The organism is Achromobacter semiaridum (assembly GCF_053543755.1).
The window spans coordinates 23,210-49,092 of record NZ_JBLVOL010000038.1 but is presented as its reverse complement, the minus strand read 5'-3'; the positions used below and the strand labels follow the sequence as shown (position 1 = coordinate 49,092).

Below are 25,883 nucleotides of genomic sequence, written 5' to 3'. Positions count from 1 at the left end.
TGGCTTTCCGCCCAATCAATGGACCGGACTGGCGTCATCAAGCAAAGCCAGCGCTGGCCGAACCAGGCCACGCAGCAACTCCGGTTCCGGCCGCGAACGCGCCAGCACGCGCAAGCCCATCAGCAGGCCGAGCAGCATGCGCGCAAGGTCATCCGCCGGCTGCGTGGCGTTGATGGCGCCGGCCGCTTGGCCCGCCTGCACGCAGCGCAGGAAGAAGGCCTCCATATCCCGCAGCACAAGCGCCAGCGCCTTCTGGAACTCGGCATCGTGCGGAGACAGCTCCAGCGCGGAATTCACGATCATGCAGCCCTTGCGCTGCTCGTCAGCCAGCGATAGTTCGATGATCTCGTCAAAGAATGCGCCGATGGCCTCGCGAGGCGTCATCTGCGATTCAAAACGCCTGACCCGTTCGCAAAAGCCGCGCTCGACGTAATGCGCAAGCGCCCGCTGGTACAGGCGGCGCTTGTCGCCAAACGTGTTGTACAGGCTGGGGCCCACGATGCCCATGGCAGCGGCCAGATCGCGCACCGACGTGGCTTCATAGCCGCGCGACCAGAAGCACTCGATGGCGGCGTCAAGCGCCGCCCCTTCGTCAAACTCTCTGGGGCGCGCCATGTGCAACCTTACGCAGCTGTGTCGTGCAATAAACGGACGAAGATGACCTCACCCTATTGCGCTCGTTCTTGGTCTTCATTTCAAACCGCTTATGACGACGCAGGCGCGAAATTCGAGGGGAACAAGGCCCGCTTGGTCTCGTCGTCGTTGACGGTTTTCCATTGGTGGCTTTTGCTGAGCGCCCGGGCGCGCGCCACGGCCGGGCGTGCATCCACGCCGGCGAACCAGCGCTTCAGTTCCGGAAACGGCGCCAGCGGGTCTTCTGCGCCCTTGCGCACGCGGGAGGCGCGATCAAGCCAGCCCCACGCCGAAATATCCGCGATGGTGTAGCGGTTGCCCACGATGAACTCGCGCCCCTTCAGATGCTCGTCCAGTACCTGATAGTGCCGGTCGGCTTCGCGGCGGTAACGGTTGACGGCGTAGTCCAGGCCATCCGGCGCAGCAAACTGAAAGTGCACCGCCTGACCCGAGAACGGACCCAGGCCAGACGCAATGAACAGCAGCCACGACAGCAGCTCAGGCCGGTCTTCGGGCGTGCCCGTAAGCTTGCCGGTCTTGTCGGCCAGATAGATCAGGATGGCCGTCGAGTCGAACACGCGCGCTTCCTTGCCGCCAGGGCCGTCGGTGTCAACAATGGCGGGCACCTTGCCGTTCGGGTTGATGGCGCGAAACGCCGGCGTGTGCTGCTCGCCTTTGCTGGTGTCGACCGGCACGGCTTCGTACTCCAGCCCGGTCTCTTCCAGAAAGAGCGCGATCTTGGCGGGGTTAGGCGTCGGATGAAAGTAAAAACGGATCATGGCTGTTGTCTCGCTGTCGTGGTGGTCGATGGGACTGCTACCTTGCGCTTGGGGCGGGCTGCCAGAAGCACGCCGCCGACGACGGCAAGAAGCGCAACGCCCTCTTCCCATGACGGCAACTCACCCAGGACGGGAATGGCGGTCAGCGCGGCAACCGCCGGAATCAAGGCAATGATGGCCGTGGCGGCGGACGGCCCCAGCAGCGCAACGGATCTGTTGAAGGACACGATGGCCACGCCGCTCATCAAGACGCCCTGATAGAACGCCTGCAAACCGATTTCGCCGGGCGACGCCAAGGCAAGGCGGCTGAGCCCGGCAAACAGGTAGACCGGCAGGAACAGCACGGCCGACCAGAAGCAGATCAGCGCCGCGGCCTGCACCGGCGTCAACGCGCTGCGTCGAAACAGCAACGTATAGACGGCCCACATCGCCGCGGCAATGATCAGGGCCAGGATGCCCACCGGGTTCGCCACACCGTGCGCAGAGGCGCCGCCCGCGATCATGCAGATCAGCCCGATAACGATGGCCAGATAGCCGAGCGACCGCGCCGTGCCTGGTTTTTCTTTCAGGAAGACCCACGCAAACAGGCCAACGAAAACCGGCATCAATGTCGGCGCCACTGCCGCTGCCCGCCCGGCGGACGTTAGCTGTAAACCCAAAGCCACCGCCAGCACGAAGGGCATGCCCCACAGGCAGGCGTACAACAGTCCTTCGCTCCATTGCTTGGCGGACATGCGCCTTGCGCCTCGCAGCAATACGGGAAAGAGAATGAGGGCGCCGATACCGAATCGCAGCGCGGTGACATCCCACAAGCGCAGTTCGCGCGTCACGCTGAAGCGCGTCACGACAAACCAGCCGGCGAAGATCAGGACGCTAAGGGCGGCCCAGCAGAGACCTTGGAGGGCTTTGCGAGAGGGTTGCTGGGGGTGGGACGTGGCAGCGGGTCCGATGGCGGCATCCTGGATGGGGTCGGCAAGTTGCGTCATGCGGTGGCCTCCCCCGGGGCAAGCTGGTTGACGAAGGCACTTGCGTTGCAGGTGCCGTGCAATATCTGGCGATTTTATATCGACTGCTATAAAACATGCCAGCATTGATTTTCCCAACGCGCCGATGAACGGCTAATGCGATGCTGCCGCATCAACAAAAGCAGACAGATCTCGATTGAAGCGCTGCGTCTCTTCGATAAAGGGCGAGTGCCCCGCTTCTGGGTAGAACTTGCCGATGGCATCGGCGTTCAAAGCCTTGGCCCGATTGAAGGACGGTTCGGCCTGAACCAATGCATCACGCGCACCGTAAATCAACAACAGCGGCTTGTGCATGGCCCCCAAGCCCTTCGGCGTATTCAGCGACATGCCATGCACGGCGTTCTGCATGTTCTGTGAGGCCATGGCCGCATTCGCCAGCAGACGCTGGAACGTCTGCGCGTCCGGCTGGGTGGCAAAGCACAGCGCCACGAACTCACGCTCGGCATCAAGATGCGTCTTGAGATCCGGCGATGCCATTCCGTTGTAAACCTGCGGATGCGACACGATTTGTTCGGGTTTCAGCTCAATGACACCGCCCACGTACACAGCGCCTGCGATTTTCTCGTCACCATAGGCGGCCAAGTAATTAGTGGCCACAGCAGCGCCCAGCGACCATCCCACCAAGACAGGCTGCCGGGCTCCTGACCCAGCAATCACCGCTGCCAGATCATCCGCCCAACGCCCGCCATCACGGTAGGCATCGGCGCGCTCCGGTTGACCGGACCTACCATGCCCGCGCATATCAAAGGTAATCAGCCGATAGCGCTGCAACTCAGGGCTGTTGATCTGCTTGTCCCAGCTCAGGTGGCTGCCAAGCAAGCCGTGAATGAAGATGATGGGCTGCCCGTTCGGGTCACCGGCTTCTTGCACCGCGATGCGCACCCCATCAGGCGCCGTCACGGTGTACGGTTCCACGGCAGCCTGCGCCAGCGCGGATGCAGCCATCAAGGCCACGGCGGCCAAGCCCTTGCGCCATGTGCTGAAGAGGTTGAAAGACATCATGTTGAAGCTCCTTCGAATGGAAAGAGCCCAGGCTAAAGCCTGACATTAGTGTCACAGTCAAGCACGGATGATAAGGTTCGATCCATGAATAAAACGGAGTCCACCACCCTGCTGAAGATTGGCGCGTTGGCGCAAGCAACCGGCGCCAGCGTACGCTCGATTCGTCACTACGATCAGCACGGTTTGCTGGCATCAACACGTGCCCAAAATGGCTACCGCGCCTTCGAGGCAGTGGCCGTCACGCAGGTCAAGCAGATCCAGCGATTGATCGCCACCGGCTTTAGCCTGGAAGAAATCCGCAGCTTTCCGGATTGCATGTTGCTGATTGAAGGGGCGAAGGCATGCGCGGATATGACGGATGCGAAGCGTAAGCGGCTGGCGATATTGGAGAAGCAGATTGAGGCGTTGGAAAGACAACGCCAACGCTTGCGAGCCATGCTGATCGAGGGTTGTTGACCCCTACGCGCCCCGACGTTTCGTTTATTGCGAGTTTCGTTTGTTTCGAATAAGCTCACCCCTTAAAGTGCTTTTAACTTAGGAGTTGGCTATGACCGCGCTTGCCGAAACCAAGATGACGTTAACCGCCGCACGGGAGGTGGAGGCCGCTGTTCAAGGCCAGCGCGCGTTGGCCGCGTACCTGGCAACGCGCGTTGAAACGCAACACATTCAGATCTTCGATGAACGGAACCAAGCCCACCAAGTAGAGTTGCCCACCTCTGCGCTGCGTCTGCTAGTCGACATCCTTGCCGAATTGGCCGACGGCAATGCCGTAAAAGTCGTACCCGTTCATGCAGAACTGACGACCCAGGAAGCGGCAGACATGCTCAACGTCTCCCGCCCTCACTTGGTTAAGCTACTGGAGGATGGTGTGCTGCCATTCCATCGAACCGGTAAACATCGCAGAGTGCGGCTCGCGGACTTGACGCAGTACAAGGAGGCACGCGACCGTGCTAGCCAAGAAGCCATGGCGGAGCTCGCCCGGCAGGCTCAGGAATCAAGCATGGGGTACGAATGAGGCACTCCCCTTTCTCTGCCATCTTCGATGCCTGCGTACTCTACCCCGCGCCGCTGCGTGACTTTGGAGTGATTCTTCCCGACCTCAACGACCGCCACGTCTTGGCCGCCGCCATCCACTGTGGCGCTACCGTGATCGTGACCTTCAACCAGCGCGATTTTCCGGCGGACGTGCTTGCTTCGTACGGAGTGGAGTCCCAGCATCCGGATGAATTTGTTGAAAATCTCTTGGATCTTGATGCTCCGGCGGTAGTAGCCGCTGCGCAGCGCCAGCGGGCACAACTCAAGAACCCGCCTATTGACGTCGATCGCTATCTGGAGATCCTGTTTCGGCAGGGATTAGTTCAGACCACCAAGGCTTTGACGACCTATCGTTCCCTTATCTAGCTTCGCTGCCCAACGCTGCTCGATCAGCAGCGGCCCGCGCCGCAATGTCGCTTGCGCTGACTTCCAGCGAATAGGCGTCGATGATTTTGCTGGCTGGCATGGTCGTATGGGAGAAAATCAAGAACACCGCCACAAGGCACGCCAAACCGCTTGGCAAGCGGTTCCCGTACCACGGTAAGGTTCACTCACTGGCGTCTTGCGCCATGGCGGTCGGGGCGTCGGTGGCCGAATGGCGGGCCAATTCGATGAAGGCCCGCACGTAGTCAATGGCGCTGTCCGCCTCGCGCGCCCCAAGAAAAATCTGCTTGGCGATGCCGCGCGCGCCCAACCGCACCGGCACCACATCCATCCGGGCCGCGTATTCCTCGACCAGCCAGCGCGGCAGAGCGGCCACGCCGCGTCCGCTGGCCACCATTTGCACCATGATGTCGGTGGTTTCGATGGCTTTATGGCGCTTGGGCGTAACGCCGGCCGGCAGCAGGAACTGGTTGTAGATGTCCAGCCGCTCGATGTCCACGGGGTAGCTGATCAACACTTCCTGCGTCAGCTGCTGCGGCTTCACGTACGCAGCCGTTGCCAGGCGGTGGCCCTTGGGCACGACCAGCACCTGCTCGTAGTCAAACACGGGCTCGAACTTCAGGCCCGGCTTGAACAGCGGGTCGGGCGTCACCAGCAGGTCGATCTCGTAGCCGAACAGCGCGCCGATCCCGCCAAACTGGAACTTCTGCTTGACGTCCACATCCACGTCGGGCCACGCCGCCAGATACGGTGAAACCACCTTCAGCAGCCATTGATAGCAAGGGTGGCATTCCATGCCGATGCGCAGCGCGCCGCGTTCGCCCTGCGCGAATTGGCCCAGGCGCTCTTCGGCCAGGTCCAGTTGCGGCAGCACGCGGTTTGCCACCGCCAACAGGTATTGGCCGGCCTGCGTCAGGCGCAGGCTTCGCCCTTCACGCAGCCAGACGTCGGTGCCCAGCTGCACCTCCAGCTTCTTCATGCTGTGGCTCAGTGCCGACTGGGTCAGGTTCAACACGCCCGCAGCGGCCGTCAAGGACCCTTGCTTTTCGACCTGCTGGACGATGCTGAGGTGGATGCGTTCAAGCATTCAGATGATTCCTGCTCATGGATAGGTGAAATAAAACCATTTTACTTCATCGTTGCCCTCCTCTAGCATGCGGTTCCAGCTTGATGCTGCAACTGCACAAACACAGCTGCCGCGCCGGGCAGCTCTATTCATGTGAAGCAAAGATGACACGTCCACTCCGTCTAGTCGCAGTTTCCGGCGGACTGCAACGCCCCTCGAAGTCAGCGGCCCTGGCAGAACACCTGCTGGATTTGATCGCCGACGATATTCCGTGCGAACCGCACCTGGTCGAACTGGGTGAGCTCGCCCCCCATCTGGCCGGCGCCGTCTGGCGCTCGCAATTGCCCGACACGGTGGAGCGCGAACTTGGCGTGGTCGAACAAGCGGACATCCTGGTGGTGACAACCCCGGTCTATCGAGGCTCGTACACGGGGCTGTTTAAGCACTTCTTCGACTTCATTCATCAGGACGCCCTGATCGACAAGCCCGTCTTGTTGGCGGCCACCGGCGGCAGCGAACGCCATGCCCTGATCATCGATCACCAGTTGCGGCCCTTGTTCAGCTTCTTCCAGGCGCGCACCTTGCCGCTGGGCGTCTACGCGACCGACAAGGATTTTGCCGACTACCGCCTGCACGACATGGCCCTGATCGAACGGGCCAGACTGGCGGTCCAGCGCGCGTTGCCCTTGATCGAATTGATGCGCCATCCACGCACCGCCGCCGCAGAAGAAGCGGTAGCAGCCTGACGCAAAACCAATTCAAGCGCCGCCCGCAGCGGCGATAACGTCCGTCGCCAAGCAGCAGCCGGACTCCGTAATTCTTTCGCCAAAATCTGCACACGCCAACACCATGAGCAACGCCTTCACATTCAACATCAAGAGCATTCCTTTTGATGAGAATTATCAGCCCTCCGACAGCACGCGCATCACGACCAACTTCGCCAATCTGGCCAGGGGCGCGAGTCGCCAGCAGAATCTGCGTAACACGCTGAAGATGATCGACCGGCGTTTCAATAGCCTGGCGCATTGGGACAACCCCCGGGGGGATCGCTACACGGTCGAACTCGACATCATCTCCGTTGAAATGAACATCGCCGCCAACGGCGGCAGTGATGCGTTTCCGCTGATTGAAATCTTGAAGACCAATATCGTTGACCGCCACAACAACGAACGCATCGATGGGATCGTCGGGAACAACTTCTCTTCGTACGTGCGCGACTACGACTTCAGCGTGCTTTTGCAAGAGCACAACAAGAACAAATCCAGCTTTAGCTCGCCCGACGGTTTCGGCGACTTGCACGGCAAGCTGTTCAAGCACTTTGTTAGTTCCAGCGCCTACAAAGAGCAGTTCAGCAAGCCGCCTGTCATCTGCATCAGCGCCTCAAGCAGCAAGACGTACCTGCGTACTGAAAATCAGCACCCCATCCTGGGCATTGAATATCAGCAAAACGAATTCTCGCCAACGGACCAGTACTTCGAAAAAATGGGCTTGCAGGTCCGTTACTTCATGCCCCCGGGCAGCGCCGCGCCGTTGGCCTTTTACTTTCAGGGCGACCTGCTTGGCCACTACACGAACCTTGAGCTGATCAGCATCATCAGCACGATGGAAACGTTCCAGAAGATCTACCGTCCCGAGATCTACAACGCCAATTCCGCCGCGGGCAAGGTCTATCAACCGAGCCTGAAGAATCAGGATTACTCGTTGACGCAGATCGTCTATGACCGCGATGAGCGCAGCCAGCTTGCCGTGAAGCAGGGAAAGTTCACGGAAGAGCACTTCATCAAGCCCTACAAGCACGTGCTGGAAAGCTGGGCCGCCAACTACGCGCACTAATCACTCAGAAAACACACGAGAACACCTGACCATGAAAAAACTACTGCCCACCTCCACCGCCGGCAGCCTGCCCAAGCCTTCGTGGCTGGCACAGCCTGAAAAACTCTGGTCGCCTTGGAAACTGCAAGACGAAGAGCTGATCGAGGGTAAACAAGACGCCTTGCGCCTGGCGCTGCAAGAACAGCAGCACGCGGGCATTGATATCGTCAGCGACGGCGAGCAAACCCGTCAGCACTTTGTCACGACGTTCATTGAGCATCTCGACGGCGTCGATTTCGAAAAGCGCGAAACCGTTCGCATCCGTGATCGCTATGACGCGAGCGTGCCGACCGTCGTGGGCGCCGTCAGCCGTCAAAAGCCGGTGTTTGTTGAAGACGCCAAGTTCCTGCGCCAGCAAACCAAGCAACCTATCAAATGGGCGCTGCCGGGCCCCATGACGATGATCGACACGCTGTACGACGCCCACTACAAAAGCCGCGAAAAACTGGCCTGGGAATTCGCCAAGATCCTGAACCAGGAAGCCCGCGAACTGGAAGCCGCAGGCGTGGACATCATCCAATTCGATGAGCCGGCATTCAACGTGTTCTTCGACGAAGTGAACGACTGGGGCATTGCCACCCTGGAACGCGCCATCGAAGGCCTGAAGTGCGAAACCGCTGTGCACATCTGCTACGGCTACGGCATCAAGGCCAATACCGACTGGAAGAAGACGCTGGGCTCGGAGTGGCGTCAGTATGAGGAATCGTTCCCCAAGCTGCAGAAGTCCAATATCGACATCATCTCGCTGGAATGCCACAACTCGCACGTGCCGATCGATCTGCTTGAACTGGTTCGCGGCAAGAAGGTGATGGTCGGCGCCATCGACGTGGCCAGCGATAAGGTTGAAACGCCGGAAGAAGTGGCCAATACGCTGAGAAAGGCGCTGAAGTTCGTGGATGCCGACAAGCTGTATCCGTGCACGAACTGTGGCATGGCGCCGTTGTCGCGGGCTATAGCGAAGGGCAAGCTGCTAGCTTTGAGCGAAGGCGCGGAGATCGTTCGCAAGGAACTGTTGGGCTGATGCTGAGCTGAAGCGGTAAGGGGTGCGAAAGGCTTAAAGCGATAAGAAGCCATCTACGGTTTCACGCATCGCAGTCTTCCCCCCTCACCCATGAAAAACGGCGCCAAGGCGCCTTTTTTTACCTATGCGACGAAACCGGAGCCGGCAACGGGCGCGGCAGCTGCGCCCAGGCAGAAGTTTATCGTTGTTCTATCTACTGTTCCTTCAGCCCCAACGACTTGATCAATGGGGCGAACAGTTTCTTCTCGTCCTGCACACGCGCGGTGTAGTCGGCCACGCTTAGCGGTAGCGCCTCGGCGCCGGCGTCCAGGAACCGCGCCTTGATCTCCGGCCGTGCCAGCAACTTGTTGATTTCGCCGTTCATGCGATTGACCACATCATCGCGAGTGCCGGCGGCGGCATACACGCCGAACAAGCTGTCCGCGAAAACGCCGTCAATGCCGGCCTCAGAAAAGGTTCGGATGTCGGGCGCCACGGCAGCCCGTTGCCGGCTCGCCACCGCCAGCACCTTCAGCTTGCCCGCTTGCACCATGGGAAAAACGGTGGCCGGTCCAAACGCAAAGTCGATCTGACCCGCGGCCAGGTCTTGTATCGCCGGCGCCACGCCGCGGTATGGCGCATGGGTGGCCTGCATGCCGGTAGCCTGCTTGAGCAGCTCGCCAGCCAGATGCGGCGTCGTGCCGTTGCCGGCCGACCCGTAGTTAAGCGGATTGGGCTGCTTGCGCGCGTATTCGACGAACGCTTCAAGCGTGTCGACGCCCAGCGAGGACCGGACGAACAAGAACAACTGGCTGTTGGCCAACAAGGCGACCGGCCGCAGGTCACGCTGCGGATCGAAGGGCATGCTGGTGAACATTAGCGGGTTGACCGATTCGGTGGTCGAAGGATTGAGCAAGAAGGTATGGTTGTCTCCGCCGTTACGCACGACCTCGGCGCCCGCAAGGTTGCCGCCCGCGCCGCCCCGATTCTCCACGATAACGGTCTGCTTCAAGGCATCGGCCAAATGCGGCTGTACCGTGCGCGCCAGCACGTCGACCAGCCCGCCCGGGGCCAATCCAACGACCAGACGCACCGGCTTGGTGGGCCAGGCCTGAGGCGCCGGTTGCGCCTGGCTGCCCGTCGCCCAGCCAGTCAGCGCCAGCAGCATCACGGCCAGGCAATGTCTACGCAACAGCATCCGATTCTCCTTCTGGGCCGCCACCGCGCGATCCTGCGTACGGTGCGTCAGGTGCCGCACCCCGGTGAACCACCTTGATGCCTCATCGCGGCGGAGCCCTGCATCTGGCGCTTATTCTTCACAAAAGTTTAAGCATAAAGAATCCCGGATAACCCTAGTTTGCATGACGGCGCTGCCGGCACGGGGCATAGCCCGAGAGCCTGACGGCGTTATGCGCCGACACGCCATACGATTGGCGCTCGAACTGCCTGGCCCAGGCTCATGCCGTTCCCATCCATCTGCTTATCGGTTCTTCCCAGCCTCGATCAGAAGGTCATCGACCGACCACTGGTCATAGATATGTTCCCGACGGGTTGGCTGTACTCTCCATGCGAACAACGGCCGCGGAACTCGGCGTCGGAGCCATGTCTTTGTATCGCTATGTCAAGGATCGCGAGGCGCTGGAACGATTGGTGGTCGATCAGGTACTTGCGACCGTCGATACCAAATCGACACCTCATGCACCGTGGGATCAGTGGCGCGCTCCAGGCCCAGCATCTCGGCCCACTTGATGGGCCGAGCACCGACGCAATGGCCGAATTGCCGCTGGATGAATACCCATTGCTGGCCGCAACGGCGCATGTGGCACGGCGTATAGGGCCAGACGCGGAGTTTCGCGGCGGACTTGCCATCGTATTGCAGGGACTGGCACACATGCAGGGGCATGACTGAGTCAGATACGGTGCCGCCCGTGTGTTCTTGTTGTTGACGTCAGTTCTACCGCCAACCTGTTTTGTTGGCCGGCGATAGCCTGAAGGACGTCAATTCACCTCGGCACTTCACGCGTAAGGCTGGAAGTGGTTGTTGTCCCGGCTGATCAGTTGCATCAGCTTGGGGTGTATGAATAGCTTTTCCTTGCCGAACGGCATTTCGCGCAACACCCCCACGCCCGCCAAGTCGTGCAGATAGCGCGAGGCGGCTTGGCGTTGGGCAATCCCTTTGTCCACCAGGTTGCCGATGCGGCAATAGGGCTGTTCAAAGATGACATCCACCAATTCGCGGGTGTAGATCTTGGGCAGGCGTGTGCGCACGTACTCGGTGGTGTGTTCGGCCAGCCCGCGAATGGCCGCGATCTTCCCTGTCGTCCATTTGGACGTGTCGGCGACGGCCTGCAGCATGAACAGCAGCCAGGGTTCCCAGGCGCCATCTCGCGTCACACTGAGCAGCAGGTGGTAGTAGTCGGCCTTGTGCGCAATCACATGGCGACTGAGATACAGGATCGGCAGATTCAGCAGTTCTTCCTGGATAAGGTAGAGGATGTTGAGCACGCGGCCGGTACGGCCGTTGCCGTCGGTGAACGGGTGGATAGCCTCAAACTGGTAGTGACCCACGGCCATGCGGATCAGCGGATCCAGGTCGACCTGGTTGTGCAGGAAGCGCTCCCAGTTCGCCAGCATGTCACGCAAGCGGGCCTCGCCTTCGGGCGGGGTGTAGACCACCTCTCCCGTGCGATCGTTGGCGAGTTGAGTGCCTGGGGTGCGGCGGATGTCCATGTCCACCCCTTTGAGGGTGCGACAGACATCCACGGCGGTGGCGATACACAACGGCCGCGTCTTGAGCGACTGAAAACCTTGGTGCAGCGCGGTGCGGTAACGCAGCGCCTCCTTGGTGGCAGGATCAGCGTTATCGTGGCCTTGCGCGTACTGGAACAGTTGGTCGGTGGTGGTGACGATGTTCTCGATTTCCGAGCTGTCCTTGGCCTCCAGCAACGGAATGGTGTTGATCAGCATCGCCTGGTTGGGAATCAACTCGGCCGCCTGCTTGAGTCCGGCCAACGCGGCACGGGCCTCGATACAGGCCTTGAGCACGGGCCGGGTCTCCAACTCATGCGCTGGGGGTAACGCTGGCAACTGGTTGTGAGACTGCTCTGGATGCCAGGCAAGTGCAATATCACTCATGATGAAAAAATGCCATTCTGACGACACGTTCTCAGCTTATGTCGCTGGGGGCGACACGTCAACGAATCATGTTCTTATTTCACTGAAATAGCGACACGAGGGATACTCATGTCGTTCTTGACGGCATAAGCCCCTCAACATGTCCCCAAAACACAGCTTAAAAACATCAGAGCTGGGTCACGCGGTTGATCGTTGCATGCGACATGCACCTGTCGGGGTCATAACGCGACGGCAAAACAAATCGCGAGCCTGCCGCGCAGGTGTGCAGTGCCACGAAGATGTCCATCGCCTGTCGCGACACGTACATACCAACCGCCACCGTGCTGCAAGAACTGCGCGGGGAAGGCTTCGAGCCTTTCATGGTGTGCCAGGCCCGCGTGCGCAACGACGACCGCCGCGACTACACCAAACACATGATCCGCCTGCGCCATGCTAGCCAGATCAACGGCCGTGAGGCCAACGAAATCATCCTGCTGAACTCGCATGACGGCACCAGAAGCTATCAGATGCTCGCCGGAATGTTCCGCTTCGTGTGCCAAAACGGCGTGGTCTGCGGCGACACCGTGGCAGACGTGCGCATACCCCACAAGGGCGACGTGGTCACGCATGTCATCGAAGGCGCTTACGAAGTCCTGCACGGCTTCGACCGGGCGCAGAAATCCCGTGACGCCATGCAGGCCATCGCACTCGACACCGGTGATTCGGAAGTGTTCGCCCGCGCTGCGCTGGCGTTGAAGTACGACGACAAGCCCGCGCCCATCACGGAAAGCCAAATCCTAATGCCGCGCCGCGAACGGTCGCCGCCAAGCCACCCGACAGGCCCAGGATCACTTCGTCGTCGCCCACTTGCTTGCGTCTCTATTGGCAAGTTGCATGGTTGATCCAATACTGTCAAAAATCGTTCACTTGATCGATTTCTTCTATGCAAACGCGAGAGGCAGCCGGTTTGCCGAAAAAGTAGAGCCGCGCCTTCTTCTTGACGATCTTAATGAAGTCGAGTGCTCTCTTGCACAGTTGCACTGTTGAAATCGGGCCGTCCTATGTGCCCGAGCTCATCAGATTACCTAGACGAGCAGCACTAGTGAGCCGAACTAACTTTTCTTCTTTGCAAGTCGTCAGGAAACCGAGGCAAATCCCGGAACCTCCATAAATTTTCGCGGTAATAATGCGCAATTGCGTTCAAGGTTTCCCGACTCAGCGCTCGGTTCTTTCTGGCTTGGCGCCCATCCGGAATCCAATTTCCGCCTTCCCCCATGTATGCAGCAAGAAGGCCGACCTGTTTGGATTGGCAATTTTTTAGCAATCGCCCATAAGATCTTTTTATTAGGTCTGCGGGCAGCATATCCACGAAGACCTCTCTCGGTTCACTAACGCGCCCGCTTTCTGCATCAATGACGTCCACGGCATGCATGGATCGCCACGCTTTCATCGGGCTACTGTCCGAGACGATCAGATGGGCAACTCCCACAAACGGAAAACCATGTCGAACCATGCCGTTTGCTTGCGAGAATCCGAAGTCATTAGGCGACTTGCCCTGAGCGTGAAACTTGGCGCGCACAATCTTGACTTCAACCGCTAGCGTCTGGGTTACCAGTAAATGATCACCTACATAAGGAATGATCAAAAGATCGATATCTCCAGGAAAAGACATCGCAGGCAATATGTCTCGAGATGGGACTGTCGTCGCGATCATCACCCCGCTATCAAGTCTCACCTTGTCGAAAAAAGAAGGCATGAGCTGTCTATAGCAATTACCAAACAGCACTGATTGACAGGCAAACCAAACACAGAGCCTCTGCTCGTCGTCTTGCTCCAGAACCGACTTAGGCACAAAAAAAACCGGGGCACCATCCGCATCTCGCGGTGGTCTCCCCGGCATTTTCATTCGCACGTTAATTACCTAAAACGCTCAACTCACTCCCACTCAATCGTCGCCGGCGGTTTGCTCGACACGTCATACACAACCCGATTAATCCCGCGCACTTCATTAATGATCCGCGAAGAAACGCGAGCCAGCAGCGGGTGTGGCAGCGGCGCCCAGTCGGCCGTCATGAAGTCAAACGTCTGGACCGCACGCAAAGCAACCACGTACTCATACGTCCGCCCATCGCCCATCACGCCCACCGACTTCACCGGCAGGAACACGGCAAACGCTTGCGACGTCAGCTCGTACCAAGTCAGGCCACTAGCCTCATCCTTGGTATTGCGCAATTCTTCAATGAAGATCGCATCGGCGCGGCGCAGCAGTTCCGCATATTCATGCTTCACTTCGCCCAGAATCCGAACACCCAAACCCGGACCCGGGAACGGGTGGCGGTAGACCATTTGCGGCGGCAACCCCAACGCAACGCCCAGTTCGCGGACTTCGTCCTTGAACAGTTCGCGCAGGGGTTCCAGCAGTTGCAGGTTCAGCGTATCCGGCAGGCCGCCCACGTTGTGGTGCGACTTGATCGACGTGGCCTTGCCCGTCTTGGCGCCGGCGGATTCGATGACGTCGGGGTAGATCGTGCCCTGGGCCAGCCACTTGGCGCTTTGCTGCTTGCCGGCTTGTTCCTGGAACACTTCGACGAATTCGCGGCCGATGATCTTGCGCTTGGCTTCGGGGTCAGCCACGCCGGACAGCTTGCCCATGAATTGGGCGGTGGCGTCGACGTGAATGATCTTCACGCCCATGTTTTCGGCGAAGGTCTGCATGACCTGTTTGCCTTCGTCCAGGCGCAACAGGCCGTGGTCGACGAACACGCAGGTGAGCTGGTCGCCGATGGCCTTGTGGATCAGGGCAGCAGCCACCGAGGAATCCACGCCGCCGGACAGACCCAGGATGACTTCGTCGGTGCCGACTTGCTCGCGGATGCGGGCGACGGCTTCGGCGACGTAGTCGGGCATGTTCCAGTCGCCCTGGCATTCGCAGATCTCGTTCACGAAGCGGGCCAGCATGGCCTTGCCTTGGACGGTGTGCGTGACTTCGGGGTGGAACTGAACGGCGTAGAAACGGCGGTCTTCGTCGGCCATGCCGGCGATGGGGCACGACGGCGTGGAGGCCATCAGCTTGAAGCCCGGGGGCAGCTCGGTGACCTTGTCGCCGTGGCTCATCCAGACCTTCAGCATGCCGTGGCCTTCGGGCGTGGTGAAGTCGTCCAGGCCTTCCAGCAGCTTGGTGTGGCCGTGCGCGCGCACTTCGGCGTAGCCGAATTCGCGGTGGTCCGAGAAGCTGACCACGCCGCCCAGTTGCTGCGCCATGGATTGCATGCCGTAGCAGATGCCCAGCACCGGCACGCCCAATTCGAAGACGGCGTGCGGCACGCGCATCGAGCCTTCTTCGTAGGCCGATGCGTGGCTGCCGGACAGGATGATGCCCTTCAGGCCTTGCGCCATTTGGTCGCGCACGAAGGCGTCGTCGACGTCGCCGGGGTGCACTTCGGAATAGACGCCGGCTTCGCGGACGCGGCGGGCAATCAGTTGGGTGACTTGCGAGCCGTAATCAAGAATGAGGATGCGCTGGTGCATTGAGCTCTACCGATTAAATAAAACCGCACCGGCAAAACCGCATTGTTATGCGATTCTGCCGGTGCGTGATGCATGACATTGTAGTTGACTGTACGGATCAGTCGGCGCGGTAGTTAGGCGCTTCCTTGGTGATCTGCACGTCGTGTACGTGGGACTCGCGCACGCCGGCGGAGGTGATCTCCACGAATTCGGCCTTGGTGCGCATGTCGTCAATGGTGGCGGCGCCGCAGTAGCCCATCGAGGCGCGGATGCCGCCGACCAATTGGTAAATGATGGCCAGCACGCTGCCCTTGTAGGGCACGCGGCCTTCGATGCCTTCGGGGACGAGCTTGTCGGCGTTGTTGGCCGGGTCCTGGAAGTAGCGGTCGGCCGAGCCGTCCGTCATGGCGCCCAGGCTGCCCATGCCGCGGTACGACTTGTACGAGCGGCCTTGGAACAACACGACTTCGCCCGGGGCTTCTTCCGTGCCGGCGAACATGCCGCCCATCATGCACGAGAACGCGCCGGCGGCCAGCGCCTTGGCGACGTCGCCCGAGTAGCGGATGCCGCCGTCGGCGATCAGCGGAACGCCCGTGCCTTCCAGCGCCTTGGCAACTTCGGAAATGGCATGGATCTGCGGCACGCCGACACCGGCGACGATACGCGTGGTGCAGATGGAGCCGGGGCCGATACCGACCTTGACGCCGTCGGCGCCATATTCGACCAGCGCGCGCGCGGCGGCGGCGGTGGCGATGTTGCCGCCAATGACTTCAACCTTGGGGTAGTTTTGCTTGACCCAGCGCACGCCTTCCAGCACGCCCTTGGAGTGGCCGTGCGCGGTATCGACGATCAGGACGTCAACGCCGGCGGCAACCAGCTTTTCCACGCGCTCTTCGGTGCCCGCGCCCACGCCCACGGCCGCGCCGACGCGCAACTGGCCTTGGCCGTCTTTGCTGGCCATCGGGTGTTCGGTGTTCTTGACGATGTCTTTGACGGTGGCCAGGCCACGCAGCTCAAAGCCGTCGTTCACGATCAGCACGCGTTCCAGACGGTGCTTGTGCATCAGCGCCTGCGCCTCGTCCAGCGTGGCGCCTTCCTTCATGGTGACCAGGCGTTCCTGCGGCGTCATGATGTTGCGCAGGGGTTGATCCAGGTTTTCTTCAAAACGCAGATCGCGATTGGTCACGATGCCGACCAGCTTGCGGCCTTCAACGACCGGCAGGCCCGAAATGCCATGCTGGCGCTGCAACGCGATGGCGTCGCGCACTTTCATTTGGGGGGTGACGGTGACCGGATCGATCACGATGCCGAATTCGTGGCGCTTGACGCGAGCCACTTCACGGGCTTGCTGATCGGCGGTCAAATTCTTGTGAATGATGCCGATGCCACCTTCTTGGGCCATGGCGATAGCCAGGCGCGACTCGGTGACGGTGTCCATGGCGGCGGACACAAGCGGAATATTCAGGCTGATATTGCGGGTCAGGCGGGTGGCCAGGGAGGTGTCGCGCGGCAACACCTCGGAATACGCAGGCACCAACAACACATCGTCGAAGGTGAGCGCTTTTTGAACGAGACGCATGGGTAACTCCGGGCGCAAAGCAAGATTATACGCCGCCCGCTGATTTTTTCTAGGTGTCTACCCTAGGTTTATGCAGGGTTTTTTACAGGGTACGGCGCAGCCAGGCCGGCACGCATGGGCGCCGGAATCAGTGCCCGGGTTATAGCCCCGACACATGAATCCCACAACTATTTTTACCCGGGCGTTATTGACAAGCTATTTTTACCCGGGTCATAATTGCGCTACGTTTCCGCCTCCGTTTCACAAAAGGCGTTGGACGCATCCAACCCGATATTGGCCACCGGAACCCATACGCCATGACTACCCTTGTTCACTCGCCCGCGCCCACCTACACCGCCTTCGAAGGCCACCGAATACTTGCCGCCGGGCCGCTGGCCGACGTGGCGGTTGCCGTCAAGCGCGCCATGGACGCCGATGGGGCGCAGGCACTGCTTGTCTATCAGGACGGCAGCGGCACGCAGACCGACCTGAACCTGTCCGGGTCCGACGCGCAGGTTGCCGACCGCTACCGTTCGCCCGTCGGCGCGGCGCCCGTCGGCGCGCCCCCCGAATCGAATGAGATGTCCGACAGCGCCGCCCTGCCGCCGCGCGGGCGCGGCCGGCCCAAGCTGGGCGTGGTGGCGCGCGAAGTCACGCTGTTGCCCAGGCATTGGGATTGGCTGGGCGCGCAGCCGGGCGGTGCGTCGGTGGCGTTGCGCAAGCTGGTGGAACAGGCTCGCCGCGACAACGACGCGCAAGGTCAGCGACGTCAGCGCCAGGAAGCGGCGTACCGGTTCATGTCCGGCATGGCCGGCAACCTGCCCGGCTTTGAAGAAGCCACCCGCGCGCTGTATGCCGATGATCGCGACCGCTACGTGCAGTGTGTCGCCGCGTGGCCGAAAGACGTGCGCGGCTATGCGATGCGCTTGGCATGGGATGCGCAGACGACGCCCCAGCCGCAGCCCTAGCCGCCGGCGCAGCGCCGGCCATAAAGATAAAAAAGCCATCAAGTTTCTGTACGATTCGGTTTTCGCCCTTCGCCCTTCTTGAACCGGAACACAGGCATGCCACAACTTGTATTGCTGCTATTGGGAGTCCCGTATCTGCGCAAGCGCTGGAAGGGCCTGTTCGCGGCCGGGTTGTTCTTTCTAATCGCGGGCGTTTTCGTCTTCATCGACGCGCTGGACAACGCGCTGTACTTTCCGCTGAACGCCTTCGCCATCCTCTTCATCATCGAAGGGCTGGCCACGCTGATGATCGCGTCCAGCGGCGTGGGCGGGCAGCGTGTGCTGCGCTATGCGAAAGGGCTGTTCGTGCTGCTGGCCGGCAGCTTGATCCTGGCCGGCCACCACCACGGGCACTTTGCCTTGTCGATGATTTTTGGCGCCTTGTTCCTGACCGACGGCGTGTTGCAGTGCCTGGCCGCGTATGTGGTGCGCTACGAGCGTTGGCGCTACGCCTTTGCGGGCGGCATTGCAGAAATCCTGCTGGCCATTTTCTTCTTCCAGCCCTACCCCACCAACTATGTCGGCACCGTGCCGTATTGCCTGGGACTGTTCCTGGGCATCGCGGGCGTGAAGCTGCTGTGGCTGGCGCGGCGGGTCAGGCACCTGGCGTCGAACCCCGCATTCGCATCCAACGCGTCGCCGGACTTCATGCCGTCGGAGCCCGCTTCTACCTTGGCTTCGCAGGCAGGGTCGGGGGTGTCGCCCCGCCCCCTTGGCCCCACCATGTGGGACGGCCCGCCCGCCGACTCCGAGCCCGCGTTGACGGTGCACGTGTGGACGCCGTCCGGCTCGGCCAAGGCGCAAACGCGCAACCTTCCGCTGGTGGATCGCTACATTGCCGCCGTGGACGTCAACGGCGTGATCTCGACCGGGCATGCCGCGCTGGAATCGCCAGAAGGCATCTACATCAGCCTGTACCCGCGCGACGAAATCGACCGCTCGCCCGATGAATTCGGCAACCTGCTGCGCGCCACCGCGGAAAACGACATCCCTGGCGTCTATCAACCCGACTACCCCACAGAATCCAAAGCCTGGTGCCCATCGACCGTGCGTGTGCGTTTTCGCAATTACGACGCGCAGAAATTGGCCGATTTCTGGCAGGAGTATCGCCAGGACAGCACCTACAACCTGACTCACCGCAACTGCTCAAGCTCGGTCGCCCGGGCGCTGGATGCCGCGCTGGATGGCGTGGTGGGGCGGCTGCATGGCAGCCAGGCCGGCTGGCGCGTATTGCTGCGCCTGCTGTTGACGCCGGAATTGTGGGTGGCCTCGCAGGTTCGTAAACGCGCCCTGACGATGGCCTGGACGCCTGGGCTGACGCTGGACTACGCGCGCGCCATGAGCATGCTGGCCGACCCCCGGCCGTTCGGCTGGTGGAAAATGTCGCAAGCGGCGCTGCGCCAGATCGGACAGCTGCGCACGCGCTGGCGCGACCAGGATCGGGACGCGGCCACGCGCCGCCCGCCCGCGCAAGGGTAAAGGCCGACGCCTGCCGAAACGCGCCGCGCACAGCGGCGCGCATTGCGCTTTAATGGACCTGTGTTTTCAACCCAAGGTGCATCATGTCCATCTCCAAGAACTTCCTGCTGTACGACGGAGACTGCCCCTTCTGCTCGAACTACGTGCGGATGCTGCAATTGCAGAAAGCGGTGGGCCCGATCGACCTGCTGAACATGCGCGACCATCCCGATCTGGCCGTGGCTTACAAGGCGCAAGGGTATGACCTGAACCAGGGCATGCTGCTGCATCTGGACGGGCAAGACTACTGGGGCGCGGATTGCATCAACCGGCTAGCCCTGATCAGCACGGGCAATGACTTGTTCAACAGCGTGAACGCCGCCGTGTTTCGCAACCCCTGCCTGTCCACGGCGCTGTACCCCTTCATGCGCACCGGCCGTAGTTTGGCATTGACGCTGCTGGGCAAGCGAAAGATGCAACTGTAGGCGCGGCGGACTACGGCGCGCCGCGCCGCTTTCCCTCCACGCCATCCACGCCCACTACCCGTTCCAGAAACGCGTCCAGCGCCGGATTATCGTGCTGGGCGTGCCACGCCAAGTACATATCCGCGTACAGGTCACGCTGGCCGATCGGACGAAACTCCACGCCTTCAAAGCGCAGTTCGCGCGCGGAATCCGGCACGATGCCCACGCCCAGCCCCGCCCGCACCAGCGCCAGCAATGTATGCGTTTGCCCGGCGCGCTGCACATAGTCCGGCTGCACATCCGCCAGCCCAAACGCGCCCACGATACGGTCATAGAAGTACTTGCCTTCACGCGGCGAATACAGCACGAAGGGCTGGCCTTGCAACAGGCGCAGCGGCACCGTCTCGTGTTCGCATAACGCCGACCCGGCCGGCAAGGCCAGCACCAGCGGTTCACGTTCGACCAACCGCGATTCAATGCCCGCCTGCTGCGGCACGCTGCGCGCCAGAATCGCGTCAAGCTCGCGTGCCACCAGCAGCCGCGCCAGGTCGGTGCTGACTGTTTCGCGCAGCTGGATTTCAACGCCTGCCAACAGCTTGCGCGCCTGCATGATCATCGACGGCATCAAGCGGTAGGACGCCACGGCGGTAAAGCCCAGGGTGATGTGCCCGGCCTCTCCGCCCGACGTGCGCCGTGCCGTGGCGGCGGCTCGCGCCGAGAACTCCAGCAAATGGCGCGCATCCCGAAGAAACCGGCGACCGGCCGCGCTTAGCAGCACCTGCCGGCTGTTCAAAGGAGCATCACCGCAGCACGGTAATTTTTCGCGGCGCAAGCCGTTTCCCACCCCAAAAAGAGAAAAGACATGGAGACAACCCCCATCGCCCGCCCCCGCATCCGGCTCATTGCCGCGGCGCTGGCCCTGACCGCCACCGCCGCGTTGCCGTTCGGCGCGCAGGCCGCCGGGTACCCCGAGCGCCCGATCAACCTGATCGTGCCTTTTTCACCGGGCGGCGGCACCGACATCTCGGCGCGCCTGTTGGCGGCGGCCTTGGGCGACAAGTTGGCGTCTTCCGTGGTGGTGGACAACCGCCCCGGCGCGGGCGGCCAGATCGCCGCCGATCTGGTGGCGCGTTCGCCCGCCGACGGCTACACGCTGCTGTTCGCCAATTCGGGCATGCTGGCGATCAACCCGTGGATCTACAAGCTGCATTCGGACCCCGCCACCGCCTTCGCCCCCGTGTCGCTCTTTTCAGACCTGCCCTTTGTGCTGGTCGTGCCGACCACCCTGCCCGCCAAGAACGTGGGCGAGTTAGTCAAGCTGGCCAAGGCCGAACCCGGCAAGCACACATTCGCCAGTTCGGGCACGGGCGGCGCGCCGCACCTGTCCGGCGAGATCTTTCAACAGGCCACGGGCGTGGACCTGATGCACGTGCCGTACAAAGGCGGCGGCCCCGCCATGACCGATCTGATGGCCGGCCGCGTCGACATGCTGTTTGCCTCCGTGCTGGAAACCATGCCGTACGTCACCGGCGGCAAGCTGCGCGCGCTGGCCGTTACGGGCGCGACGCGTTCGCCCGCCATGCCCGACGTGCCCACGATCGATGAAGCCGGCGTGACGAACGCGCAATCCGGCTCGTGGACCGCCGTGCTGGCGCCGGCCGGCACGCCGCCCGCCGTGATCGAAAAGCTGTCGCAAGCCATCCGCGATGTGGCCAACGACCCGGTCATGAAGACCAAGCTGGAATCGCAAGGCGCCGTCGCGCACGGTTCCACCCCGCAGCAGTTGCAAGAGCTGGCCGCAAGCGAACGCGCGCGCTATGGGCAGATCATCAAGACCCGTAATATTCAGACCAATTGATCGTTGACCGGCCCGATGTTCGGGCCGGTCGCTTTCATATAGCCGTCTTCATTTAGCCGTCTTTGTTTAGCCGTCTTCATTCAGCCGCTTTCTTCTCAGCCCTTTCCTTAAGCCGCTTTCTTTTCAGCCCTTCCATTCAGCCCTTTCATTCAGCCCCTTCGCGCCCTTTCATTCCGCCATTTTCTTTCAGCCTTTCCAATAAGCCGCATCCATGACAGATTCCAAGCCCTCCCTAGCCCCGCACCTGTTGATGGTCGGCCCATTGCTGCCCGATCTGGTCGCCGACCTGGAATCGCGCTATCACGTGCATCGCCTGTGGGAAGCCGCCGACGCCGATGCGCTGCTGCGCGAACACGGCGCCAACATACGCGGCATCGCCACCAGCGGACGCTTTGGCGCTACCGCCGACCTGATCAACGCGCTGCCCGCGCTGGAAGGCATTTTCAGTTTTGGCGTGGGTTACGACACGATTGACCTGGCGGCCGCCCGCGAACGCGGCGTGGTCGTCACCAACACGCCCGGCGTGCTGGACGCCTGCGTGGCGGACACCGCGCTGGCCTTGATGCTGGCCGCGCCGCGCCGCATCGCCCAAGCCGACCGCTTCGTGCGCGCCGGCCGCTGGCCCAACGAAGGCTTTCCGCTGGGCACCCGCTTGAGCGGCAAGCGCTGCGGCATCGTGGGCCTGGGCAATATCGGCTTGCAGATCGCCCGCCGCGCCGCCGCGTTCGATATGGAGATCCTGTACACCAACCGCAAGCCGCGCGCGGATGCGCCGGCGGAATACCGCTACGTCCCGGACATCGAAACGCTGGCCGCGCAGTGCGACTTCCTGGTGCTGGCGGTGCCCGGTGGCGGCGCCACGCAGCACATGGTGAACGCGCGTGTCCTGGAAGCGCTGGGCCCCGATGGGTGGCTTATCAATATCGCGCGCGGCACGGTCGTGGACGAGGCCGCGCTGGTCAGCGCCCTGGAAGGCAAGCGGATTGCGGGCGCGGGGCTGGACGTGTTCGAACATGAACCCAAGACCCCGGCCGCCCTGCACGCAATGGACAACGTGGTGCTGTTGCCCCACATCGCCAGCGGCACGCACGAAACCCGCCGCGCCATGGCCGAGTTGATGGCGGCGAATCTGGACGGATGGTTCCAGGAAGAGAAGGTGCTGACGCGCGTGGTGTGAAGCCTGCCCTACTCGCTAACCCATTGCAGGTCGGGTGACGGCGCGCCTTCCTGGTGGAAATGCAGCAGCGCCGCCCTCGCCATGTCACGGTCCACGCATTGGTATTGCTGGTAGCTGCCCGCCTGCCCACCCACCACCACTTCCTGGTCGTGGTCTTCGGACCGCGACGGGTCGATCAGCGTATAGATGCGCGCGTCGTCATCCAGCGTGATGGACACGACAAACGCGCCATCGCCGCCCCCGATCGCCATGACGGTGTCGTCCTCCGTCACGAAGGCGATGGAACTGTATTGCTCGCCGTCCAGCTGGTCCAGCGCGGCCAGCGTATCGGCGTGGGTCGGGTCGTCGCGTTCGCTGACGGCGACGCGTTCGCCCAGACGGCGTTCTTCAATCAGTTTTTTTATTTTCACAGCGTTGATGCCCCCTTGATATTGGGCGCCTGGCCACCCGCGTGGGCCGGCGCCGGTTCGTTGCCCCGTATCAATCCAGGACGCGAAAGGAAGCAGTCTACCGGCATTAGCACCTGCCGGCGCAAGCTGGGGTTTATGCCAGAATGGCGCCATGAAATCGATCATCACCGCCGCCATTTTGCTATTGGCCACCGTGGCATCCGTGGTTTATCGGGTGACCCGGCGCAGCCCGGACGACACCGGCCACCGCATACGCAGCGATATTTTCGCGGGCGGCCTGATGTTTGCGTTCATCGCGCCCGCCATTGGCGGCATCGCCGTTACGCTGGTTCTCAGCGTGCTGTCGCAAACGCCCCAAAACCTGATGATCATGGTCTTTGGCCTGCCCTGGTTTTATCTGTTTGGCGTCATTCCCGCGCTGCTGTGCGGCATCGTGGCCGGCGCGCTACGGCCGGTGCAATCCAACTGGAAAGCCTTGGGTAAAGTAGCGCTGGTCGGCCTGGTCTTTGGAATGGGCGCCTTTTTGCCGTTCTCCGGCCGAGACGCCGCCGTGCGCGACATGGTGTTTCCGTTATTTGTGGGCGGCCTGCCCGGGATGCTGGCCGGCTTTCTTTGTGCCTACTGGTATTACGGCAAACCCGGCAGTGTGCGTCCGGCTATCGCAGAGGCGTCGCAAACGGCGTGACGTAAAGGGACTGACCTAAACGGGGGCGACCTAAACGGGCTGACCTAAACGACGTCGCGCCCCCGGGTGCAATGACCCAGCGGGGCGCGACTGAACCTGGCCGCTGATCAACGGTCTTCCCGCTGTTCCTGCTCTTCCGCTGCCGCCACATCCTCCAGCTTGACCGTCTGCGTACAGCCGTTGGCTGCCGCGCATTGACCGGGCTGCTGCGAGCTTTTCACGCATTCGGCAAATGCCAGCGCGGCGTCCACCGTGGCGAAATGGTACGAATGGCCGTCCGCGAAGGCCACCTTTCCTTCTACCGAGCAGTCCATGACGTCTCCAGTTGATTGGATTCGTCACCATAGCCGAAAGGCCAGCGACGCTTATTTGGTTCGGGTGTCGGCTTCTCGTTATTCATGATGGACTCCTAGTTACGAATATCGAAATCCTATCGTCCGAGTCGTAACACCGATGTAAGGGATCGAAAACAAGCCCTTCAACCGCAAGAATGCCGCCCAGCCGGCGAACTGGCGAAGGGCGGCCGAGCGTCGGGTTCAGTGATTTTCCTTCGCATGGTTGACCGTGTACTTCGGGATGTCGACCGTCACGTCCTGTTCGCCGACGATGGCCTGACAGCTTAAGCGCGACTGCGGCTCAACGCCCCACGCGCGGTCCAGCAGGTCTTCTTCACCCTCTTCCACGTCGTTAAGCGCATCAAAACCGCTGCGCACGATGCAGTGGCAAGTCGTGCAGGCGCGGCTTTTTTCGCACGCATGTTCAATCGCTATCCCGTGGTCCAGCAGCGCGTCGCAAAGCGACGTTCCCGCGGGAACGTCCAGTTCCGCGCCGGCGGGAGCAAGATCGGGATGGGGCAGAACGGTGATTTTTGGCATAGGGGCCCGCCTTATGGGGTGGTCTTGGAAGTTTCAAACCAGGACCCCCAAGCCTAAAGATGCCCACGCTGGCAAGGTCAAGCGCCGGCCAGCCAAAACAATTGTTAAGTCCACACGGGTTACCGCGTCAAAACACAGTTATCGCCGCACAATGATTGCGCACGAATTCTCTGGACATTTGTCCTTTGGGAGAAACCTATGTGCGACTGTGCTGATTGCCTGACTGCTTCCACGCTGCACAACCCCCGCCGCCGTCTGCTGTTGGGCGCGGCGGGTCTGGCGGCCTTTGGCGCGACGGGTTGGGCGGAAACCGCCTATGCCGAAGTCCCGTCCAATGATATTGGTGGCGAAGAGGCGTTGAAACGACTGCTGGCCGGCAACGCCCGGTATGCGGCCAACAAACCCAATATGCGGGACTTTTCAGCGGGCCGGGCGGCTCGCGTCAAAACGCAGAAACCGATTGCCGCGATACTCAGTTGCTCGGACTCCCGGGTGGCGCCCGAATTGGCCTTTGACCAGAACCCGGGCGATGTATTTATCGTTCGCGTGGCGGGAAACTTCGTCAATGACGATGGCTTGGCCAGTTTTGAATACGCCGCCAAGTTTTTGAACGTGCCGCTGATCGTGGTGCTGGGCCATAACAATTGCGGCGCGGTGGATGCCACGGTAAAGGTGCTGAAAGAAAAAGCCGAACTGCCCGGTCATCTGCCCGAGCTGGTCAACGCCATCAAACCCGCCGTGGAACGCGCCAGCAAGGGCGAACCGAAAAACCTGCTGGCCGCCGCCATCGCTGAAAACGTCCGCTTGGCCGTCCAGCGATTGCAGACCGCGCAGCCGGTGTTGAAAAGCATGGTCGAGCAAAAGAAGCTGATGGTGGCGGGCGGCGTGTATGACTTGGCCACGGGGAAGGTGACGCTGGTTTGATGGCGCGGGGCGGATTGTTCAGCTTTATCCGCGTGGGCACGGTGGCGGCC

The 25,883-nt window shown here is 61.4% G+C and carries 27 protein-coding genes and 2 pseudogenes; 14 read left to right on the top strand and 15 right to left on the bottom strand.

The genetic code is table 11. The features are described 5' to 3' along the window. Nucleotides 1-15 precede the first annotated feature (15 nt). The 4 genes from ACNPP0_RS11970 to ACNPP0_RS11955 all read right to left on the bottom strand — a co-directional run bounded on the left by ACNPP0_RS11970 (nucleotide 16) and on the right by ACNPP0_RS11955 (nucleotide 3,436). Nucleotides 16-615, bottom strand: coding sequence for a TetR/AcrR family transcriptional regulator (locus ACNPP0_RS11970; protein WP_448705998.1), 600 nt, complete (start codon nucleotides 613-615; stop codon nucleotides 16-18). A gap of 89 nt (nucleotides 616-704) precedes the next feature. Beyond that, complete coding sequence (locus ACNPP0_RS11965; RefSeq protein WP_332607767.1) at nucleotides 705-1,412, bottom strand: glutathione S-transferase family protein; 708 nt, start codon at nucleotides 1,410-1,412, stop codon at nucleotides 705-707. Then, entirely contained in the window at nucleotides 1,409-2,398 is a 990-nt protein-coding gene (locus ACNPP0_RS11960; RefSeq protein ID WP_448705997.1) for a DMT family transporter, read from the bottom strand. The genes ACNPP0_RS11965 and ACNPP0_RS11960 overlap by 4 nt, the downstream gene beginning before the upstream one ends. A gap of 132 nt (nucleotides 2,399-2,530) precedes the next feature. Next, a complete protein-coding gene (locus ACNPP0_RS11955; protein ID WP_448706033.1) occupies nucleotides 2,531-3,436 on the bottom strand; it encodes an alpha/beta fold hydrolase in 906 nt (301 codons plus the stop codon). Between the two features lie 87 nt (nucleotides 3,437-3,523). Between ACNPP0_RS11955 and ACNPP0_RS11950 the strand changes: the two genes are divergently transcribed. The 3 genes from ACNPP0_RS11950 to ACNPP0_RS11940 all read left to right on the top strand — a co-directional run bounded on the left by ACNPP0_RS11950 (nucleotide 3,524) and on the right by ACNPP0_RS11940 (nucleotide 4,840). Beyond that, nucleotides 3,524-3,895 carry a MerR family transcriptional regulator gene (locus ACNPP0_RS11950; protein ID WP_448705996.1) on the top strand — a complete coding sequence of 124 codons (372 nt, stop codon included), beginning with the start codon at nucleotides 3,524-3,526 and terminating at the stop codon, nucleotides 3,893-3,895. Between the two features lie 91 nt (nucleotides 3,896-3,986). Further along, nucleotides 3,987-4,454: a helix-turn-helix domain-containing protein gene (locus tag ACNPP0_RS11945; RefSeq protein ID WP_448705995.1), complete on the top strand. Its 468-nt coding sequence runs from the start codon at nucleotides 3,987-3,989 to the stop codon at nucleotides 4,452-4,454. Next, entirely contained in the window at nucleotides 4,451-4,840 is a 390-nt protein-coding gene (locus ACNPP0_RS11940; protein WP_332607763.1) for a VapC50 family PIN domain-containing toxin, read from the top strand. Before ACNPP0_RS11945 ends, ACNPP0_RS11940 begins: the two co-directional genes overlap by 4 nt. 181 nt (nucleotides 4,841-5,021) lie before the next feature. Here ACNPP0_RS11940 and ACNPP0_RS11935 read toward each other — a convergent pair whose 3' ends face one another. After that, the gene (locus tag ACNPP0_RS11935) at nucleotides 5,022-5,945 is read right to left on the bottom strand and encodes a LysR family transcriptional regulator (RefSeq protein WP_332607761.1); all 924 of its coding nucleotides are present in this window, start codon (nucleotides 5,943-5,945) and stop codon (nucleotides 5,022-5,024) included. A gap of 143 nt (nucleotides 5,946-6,088) precedes the next feature. On the opposite strand from ACNPP0_RS11935, the gene msuE reads away from it, so the two are divergent. The 3 genes from msuE to ACNPP0_RS11920 all read left to right on the top strand — a co-directional run bounded on the left by msuE (nucleotide 6,089) and on the right by ACNPP0_RS11920 (nucleotide 8,817). Next, the gene (gene msuE / locus ACNPP0_RS11930) at nucleotides 6,089-6,670 is read left to right on the top strand and encodes an FMN reductase (protein WP_448706032.1); all 582 of its coding nucleotides are present in this window, start codon (nucleotides 6,089-6,091) and stop codon (nucleotides 6,668-6,670) included. Nucleotides 6,671-6,773: 103 nt separating this feature from the next. Further along, the gene (locus tag ACNPP0_RS11925) at nucleotides 6,774-7,757 is read left to right on the top strand and encodes a DUF1852 domain-containing protein (protein WP_448705994.1); all 984 of its coding nucleotides are present in this window, start codon (nucleotides 6,774-6,776) and stop codon (nucleotides 7,755-7,757) included. 31 nt (nucleotides 7,758-7,788) lie between these two features. Next, nucleotides 7,789-8,817 (top strand): methionine synthase, encoded by a 1,029-nt coding sequence (locus tag ACNPP0_RS11920; protein WP_268077539.1) that lies wholly within the window; start codon nucleotides 7,789-7,791, stop codon nucleotides 8,815-8,817. Nucleotides 8,818-9,010: 193 nt separating this feature from the next. Here the strand turns inward: ACNPP0_RS11920 and ACNPP0_RS11915 are convergent, their stop codons facing one another. From ACNPP0_RS11915 to ACNPP0_RS11905, 3 genes and pseudogenes are all read right to left on the bottom strand, one after another. Then, entirely contained in the window at nucleotides 9,011-9,994 is a 984-nt protein-coding gene (locus tag ACNPP0_RS11915) for a Bug family tripartite tricarboxylate transporter substrate binding protein (protein WP_448705993.1), read from the bottom strand. Between the two features lie 818 nt (nucleotides 9,995-10,812). Continuing rightward, nucleotides 10,813-11,931, bottom strand: coding sequence for a protein adenylyltransferase Fic (fic, locus tag ACNPP0_RS11910; RefSeq protein WP_448705992.1), 1,119 nt, complete (start codon nucleotides 11,929-11,931; stop codon nucleotides 10,813-10,815). Between the two features lie 169 nt (nucleotides 11,932-12,100). Then, nucleotides 12,101-12,238 (bottom strand): annotated as a pseudogene (locus tag ACNPP0_RS11905) (tyrosine-type recombinase/integrase); the annotation flags it as partial. On the opposite strand from ACNPP0_RS11905, the pseudogene ACNPP0_RS11900 reads away from it, so the two are divergent. Beyond that, a pseudogene (locus ACNPP0_RS11900) lies at nucleotides 12,225-12,722 on the top strand (DUF932 domain-containing protein); the annotation flags it as partial. The pseudogenes ACNPP0_RS11905 and ACNPP0_RS11900 sit on opposite strands and share 14 nt — an antisense overlap. A gap of 287 nt (nucleotides 12,723-13,009) precedes the next feature. Here ACNPP0_RS11900 and ACNPP0_RS11895 read toward each other — a convergent pair. The 3 genes from ACNPP0_RS11895 to guaB form a co-directional block, all read right to left on the bottom strand. Further along, nucleotides 13,010-13,666, bottom strand: coding sequence for a hypothetical protein (locus ACNPP0_RS11895; RefSeq protein ID WP_448705991.1), 657 nt, complete (start codon nucleotides 13,664-13,666; stop codon nucleotides 13,010-13,012). 179 nt (nucleotides 13,667-13,845) lie between these two features. Then, nucleotides 13,846-15,438 carry a glutamine-hydrolyzing GMP synthase gene (gene guaA, locus ACNPP0_RS11890; protein ID WP_046805861.1) on the bottom strand — a complete coding sequence of 531 codons (1,593 nt, stop codon included), beginning with the start codon at nucleotides 15,436-15,438 and terminating at the stop codon, nucleotides 13,846-13,848. A 97-nt stretch (nucleotides 15,439-15,535) separates the two neighbouring features. Further along, on the bottom strand, nucleotides 15,536-16,996 hold the full coding sequence (gene guaB, locus ACNPP0_RS11885) for an IMP dehydrogenase (protein WP_046805860.1): 1,461 nt from the start codon (nucleotides 16,994-16,996) through the stop codon (nucleotides 15,536-15,538). Nucleotides 16,997-17,292: 296 nt separating this feature from the next. Here guaB and ACNPP0_RS11880 point away from each other — a divergent pair, with 296 nt between their 5' ends. The 3 genes from ACNPP0_RS11880 (at nucleotide 17,293) to ACNPP0_RS11870 (ending at nucleotide 19,925) form a co-directional block, all read left to right on the top strand. Then, nucleotides 17,293-17,943, top strand: coding sequence for a DUF2239 family protein (locus ACNPP0_RS11880; protein WP_448705990.1), 651 nt, complete (start codon nucleotides 17,293-17,295; stop codon nucleotides 17,941-17,943). 96 nt (nucleotides 17,944-18,039) lie between these two features. Then, the gene (locus ACNPP0_RS11875; RefSeq protein ID WP_448705989.1) at nucleotides 18,040-19,461 is read left to right on the top strand and encodes an HdeD family acid-resistance protein; all 1,422 of its coding nucleotides are present in this window, start codon (nucleotides 18,040-18,042) and stop codon (nucleotides 19,459-19,461) included. 83 nt (nucleotides 19,462-19,544) lie between these two features. Then, nucleotides 19,545-19,925, top strand: coding sequence for a DCC1-like thiol-disulfide oxidoreductase family protein (locus tag ACNPP0_RS11870; protein ID WP_332607754.1), 381 nt, complete (start codon nucleotides 19,545-19,547; stop codon nucleotides 19,923-19,925). 10 nt (nucleotides 19,926-19,935) lie between these two features. On the opposite strand, the gene ACNPP0_RS11865 is transcribed toward ACNPP0_RS11870, so the two are convergent. Further along, nucleotides 19,936-20,697, bottom strand: coding sequence for a LysR substrate-binding domain-containing protein (locus ACNPP0_RS11865; protein WP_448705988.1), 762 nt, complete (start codon nucleotides 20,695-20,697; stop codon nucleotides 19,936-19,938). Nucleotides 20,698-20,766: 69 nt separating this feature from the next. On the opposite strand from ACNPP0_RS11865, the gene ACNPP0_RS11860 reads away from it, so the two are divergent. Both ACNPP0_RS11860 and ACNPP0_RS11855 read left to right on the top strand, forming a co-directional pair. Beyond that, entirely contained in the window at nucleotides 20,767-21,762 is a 996-nt protein-coding gene (locus ACNPP0_RS11860; RefSeq protein ID WP_448705987.1) for a Bug family tripartite tricarboxylate transporter substrate binding protein, read from the top strand. A gap of 211 nt (nucleotides 21,763-21,973) precedes the next feature. Then, complete coding sequence (locus tag ACNPP0_RS11855) at nucleotides 21,974-22,939, top strand: 2-hydroxyacid dehydrogenase (RefSeq protein ID WP_448705986.1); 966 nt, start codon at nucleotides 21,974-21,976, stop codon at nucleotides 22,937-22,939. A gap of 8 nt (nucleotides 22,940-22,947) precedes the next feature. Here the strand turns inward: ACNPP0_RS11855 and ACNPP0_RS11850 are convergent, their stop codons facing one another. Continuing rightward, a complete protein-coding gene (locus ACNPP0_RS11850) occupies nucleotides 22,948-23,349 on the bottom strand; it encodes an Imm1 family immunity protein (protein ID WP_332607750.1) in 402 nt (133 codons plus the stop codon). 151 nt (nucleotides 23,350-23,500) lie between these two features. On the opposite strand from ACNPP0_RS11850, the gene ACNPP0_RS11845 reads away from it, so the two are divergent. Beyond that, nucleotides 23,501-24,034 (top strand): hypothetical protein, encoded by a 534-nt coding sequence (locus ACNPP0_RS11845; protein ID WP_448705985.1) that lies wholly within the window; start codon nucleotides 23,501-23,503, stop codon nucleotides 24,032-24,034. Nucleotides 24,035-24,141: 107 nt separating this feature from the next. Here the strand turns inward: ACNPP0_RS11845 and ACNPP0_RS11840 are convergent, their stop codons facing one another. Both ACNPP0_RS11840 and fdx read right to left on the bottom strand, forming a co-directional pair. Further along, nucleotides 24,142-24,348 (bottom strand): hypothetical protein, encoded by a 207-nt coding sequence (locus tag ACNPP0_RS11840; RefSeq protein ID WP_046805853.1) that lies wholly within the window; start codon nucleotides 24,346-24,348, stop codon nucleotides 24,142-24,144. A gap of 222 nt (nucleotides 24,349-24,570) precedes the next feature. Further along, nucleotides 24,571-24,909 carry an ISC system 2Fe-2S type ferredoxin gene (gene fdx, locus ACNPP0_RS11835; protein ID WP_448705984.1) on the bottom strand — a complete coding sequence of 113 codons (339 nt, stop codon included), beginning with the start codon at nucleotides 24,907-24,909 and terminating at the stop codon, nucleotides 24,571-24,573. A 198-nt stretch (nucleotides 24,910-25,107) separates the two neighbouring features. Between fdx and ACNPP0_RS11830 the strand changes: the two genes are divergently transcribed. After that, nucleotides 25,108-25,833: a carbonic anhydrase gene (locus tag ACNPP0_RS11830; RefSeq protein WP_332607747.1), complete on the top strand. Its 726-nt coding sequence runs from the start codon at nucleotides 25,108-25,110 to the stop codon at nucleotides 25,831-25,833. Nucleotides 25,834-25,883 lie beyond the last annotated feature (50 nt).

What these genes read in the sequence shown, in the direction of transcription:
- ACNPP0_RS11860 (WP_448705987.1), top strand. Translation starts at nt 20,767, where the DNA reads ATGGAGACAACCCCCATCGCCCGCCCCCGCATCCGGCTCATTGCCGCG.
- ACNPP0_RS11875 (WP_448705989.1), top strand. Translation starts at nt 18,040, where the DNA reads ATGCCACAACTTGTATTGCTGCTATTGGGAGTCCCGTATCTGCGCAAG.
- msuE (WP_448706032.1), top strand. Translation starts at nt 6,089, where the DNA reads ATGACACGTCCACTCCGTCTAGTCGCAGTTTCCGGCGGACTGCAACGC.
- ACNPP0_RS11945 (WP_448705995.1), top strand. Translation starts at nt 3,987, where the DNA reads ATGACCGCGCTTGCCGAAACCAAGATGACGTTAACCGCCGCACGGGAG.
- ACNPP0_RS11965 (WP_332607767.1), bottom strand. Translation starts at nt 1,412, where the DNA reads ATGATCCGTTTTTACTTTCATCCGACGCCTAACCCCGCCAAGATCGCG.
- ACNPP0_RS11880 (WP_448705990.1), top strand. Translation starts at nt 17,293, where the DNA reads ATGACTACCCTTGTTCACTCGCCCGCGCCCACCTACACCGCCTTCGAA.
- ACNPP0_RS11915 (WP_448705993.1), bottom strand. Translation starts at nt 9,994, where the DNA reads ATGCTGTTGCGTAGACATTGCCTGGCCGTGATGCTGCTGGCGCTGACT.
- ACNPP0_RS11855 (WP_448705986.1), top strand. Translation starts at nt 21,974, where the DNA reads ATGACAGATTCCAAGCCCTCCCTAGCCCCGCACCTGTTGATGGTCGGC.
- ACNPP0_RS11940 (WP_332607763.1), top strand. Translation starts at nt 4,451, where the DNA reads ATGAGGCACTCCCCTTTCTCTGCCATCTTCGATGCCTGCGTACTCTAC.
- ACNPP0_RS11970 (WP_448705998.1), bottom strand. Translation starts at nt 615, where the DNA reads ATGGCGCGCCCCAGAGAGTTTGACGAAGGGGCGGCGCTTGACGCCGCC.
- fic (WP_448705992.1), bottom strand. Translation starts at nt 11,931, where the DNA reads ATGAGTGATATTGCACTTGCCTGGCATCCAGAGCAGTCTCACAACCAG.
- ACNPP0_RS11845 (WP_448705985.1), top strand. Translation starts at nt 23,501, where the DNA reads ATGAAATCGATCATCACCGCCGCCATTTTGCTATTGGCCACCGTGGCA.
- ACNPP0_RS11895 (WP_448705991.1), bottom strand. Translation starts at nt 13,666, where the DNA reads ATGCCTTCTTTTTTCGACAAGGTGAGACTTGATAGCGGGGTGATGATC.
- ACNPP0_RS11960 (WP_448705997.1), bottom strand. Translation starts at nt 2,398, where the DNA reads ATGACGCAACTTGCCGACCCCATCCAGGATGCCGCCATCGGACCCGCT.
- ACNPP0_RS11935 (WP_332607761.1), bottom strand. Translation starts at nt 5,945, where the DNA reads ATGCTTGAACGCATCCACCTCAGCATCGTCCAGCAGGTCGAAAAGCAA.
- ACNPP0_RS11955 (WP_448706033.1), bottom strand. Translation starts at nt 3,436, where the DNA reads ATGTCTTTCAACCTCTTCAGCACATGGCGCAAGGGCTTGGCCGCCGTG.
- ACNPP0_RS11830 (WP_332607747.1), top strand. Translation starts at nt 25,108, where the DNA reads ATGTGCGACTGTGCTGATTGCCTGACTGCTTCCACGCTGCACAACCCC.
- ACNPP0_RS11920 (WP_268077539.1), top strand. Translation starts at nt 7,789, where the DNA reads ATGAAAAAACTACTGCCCACCTCCACCGCCGGCAGCCTGCCCAAGCCT.
- guaB (WP_046805860.1), bottom strand. Translation starts at nt 16,996, where the DNA reads ATGCGTCTCGTTCAAAAAGCGCTCACCTTCGACGATGTGTTGTTGGTG.
- ACNPP0_RS11870 (WP_332607754.1), top strand. Translation starts at nt 19,545, where the DNA reads ATGTCCATCTCCAAGAACTTCCTGCTGTACGACGGAGACTGCCCCTTC.
- guaA (WP_046805861.1), bottom strand. Translation starts at nt 15,438, where the DNA reads ATGCACCAGCGCATCCTCATTCTTGATTACGGCTCGCAAGTCACCCAA.
- ACNPP0_RS11840 (WP_046805853.1), bottom strand. Translation starts at nt 24,348, where the DNA reads ATGGACTGCTCGGTAGAAGGAAAGGTGGCCTTCGCGGACGGCCATTCG.
- ACNPP0_RS11950 (WP_448705996.1), top strand. Translation starts at nt 3,524, where the DNA reads ATGAATAAAACGGAGTCCACCACCCTGCTGAAGATTGGCGCGTTGGCG.
- ACNPP0_RS11925 (WP_448705994.1), top strand. Translation starts at nt 6,774, where the DNA reads ATGAGCAACGCCTTCACATTCAACATCAAGAGCATTCCTTTTGATGAG.
- fdx (WP_448705984.1), bottom strand. Translation starts at nt 24,909, where the DNA reads ATGCCAAAAATCACCGTTCTGCCCCATCCCGATCTTGCTCCCGCCGGC.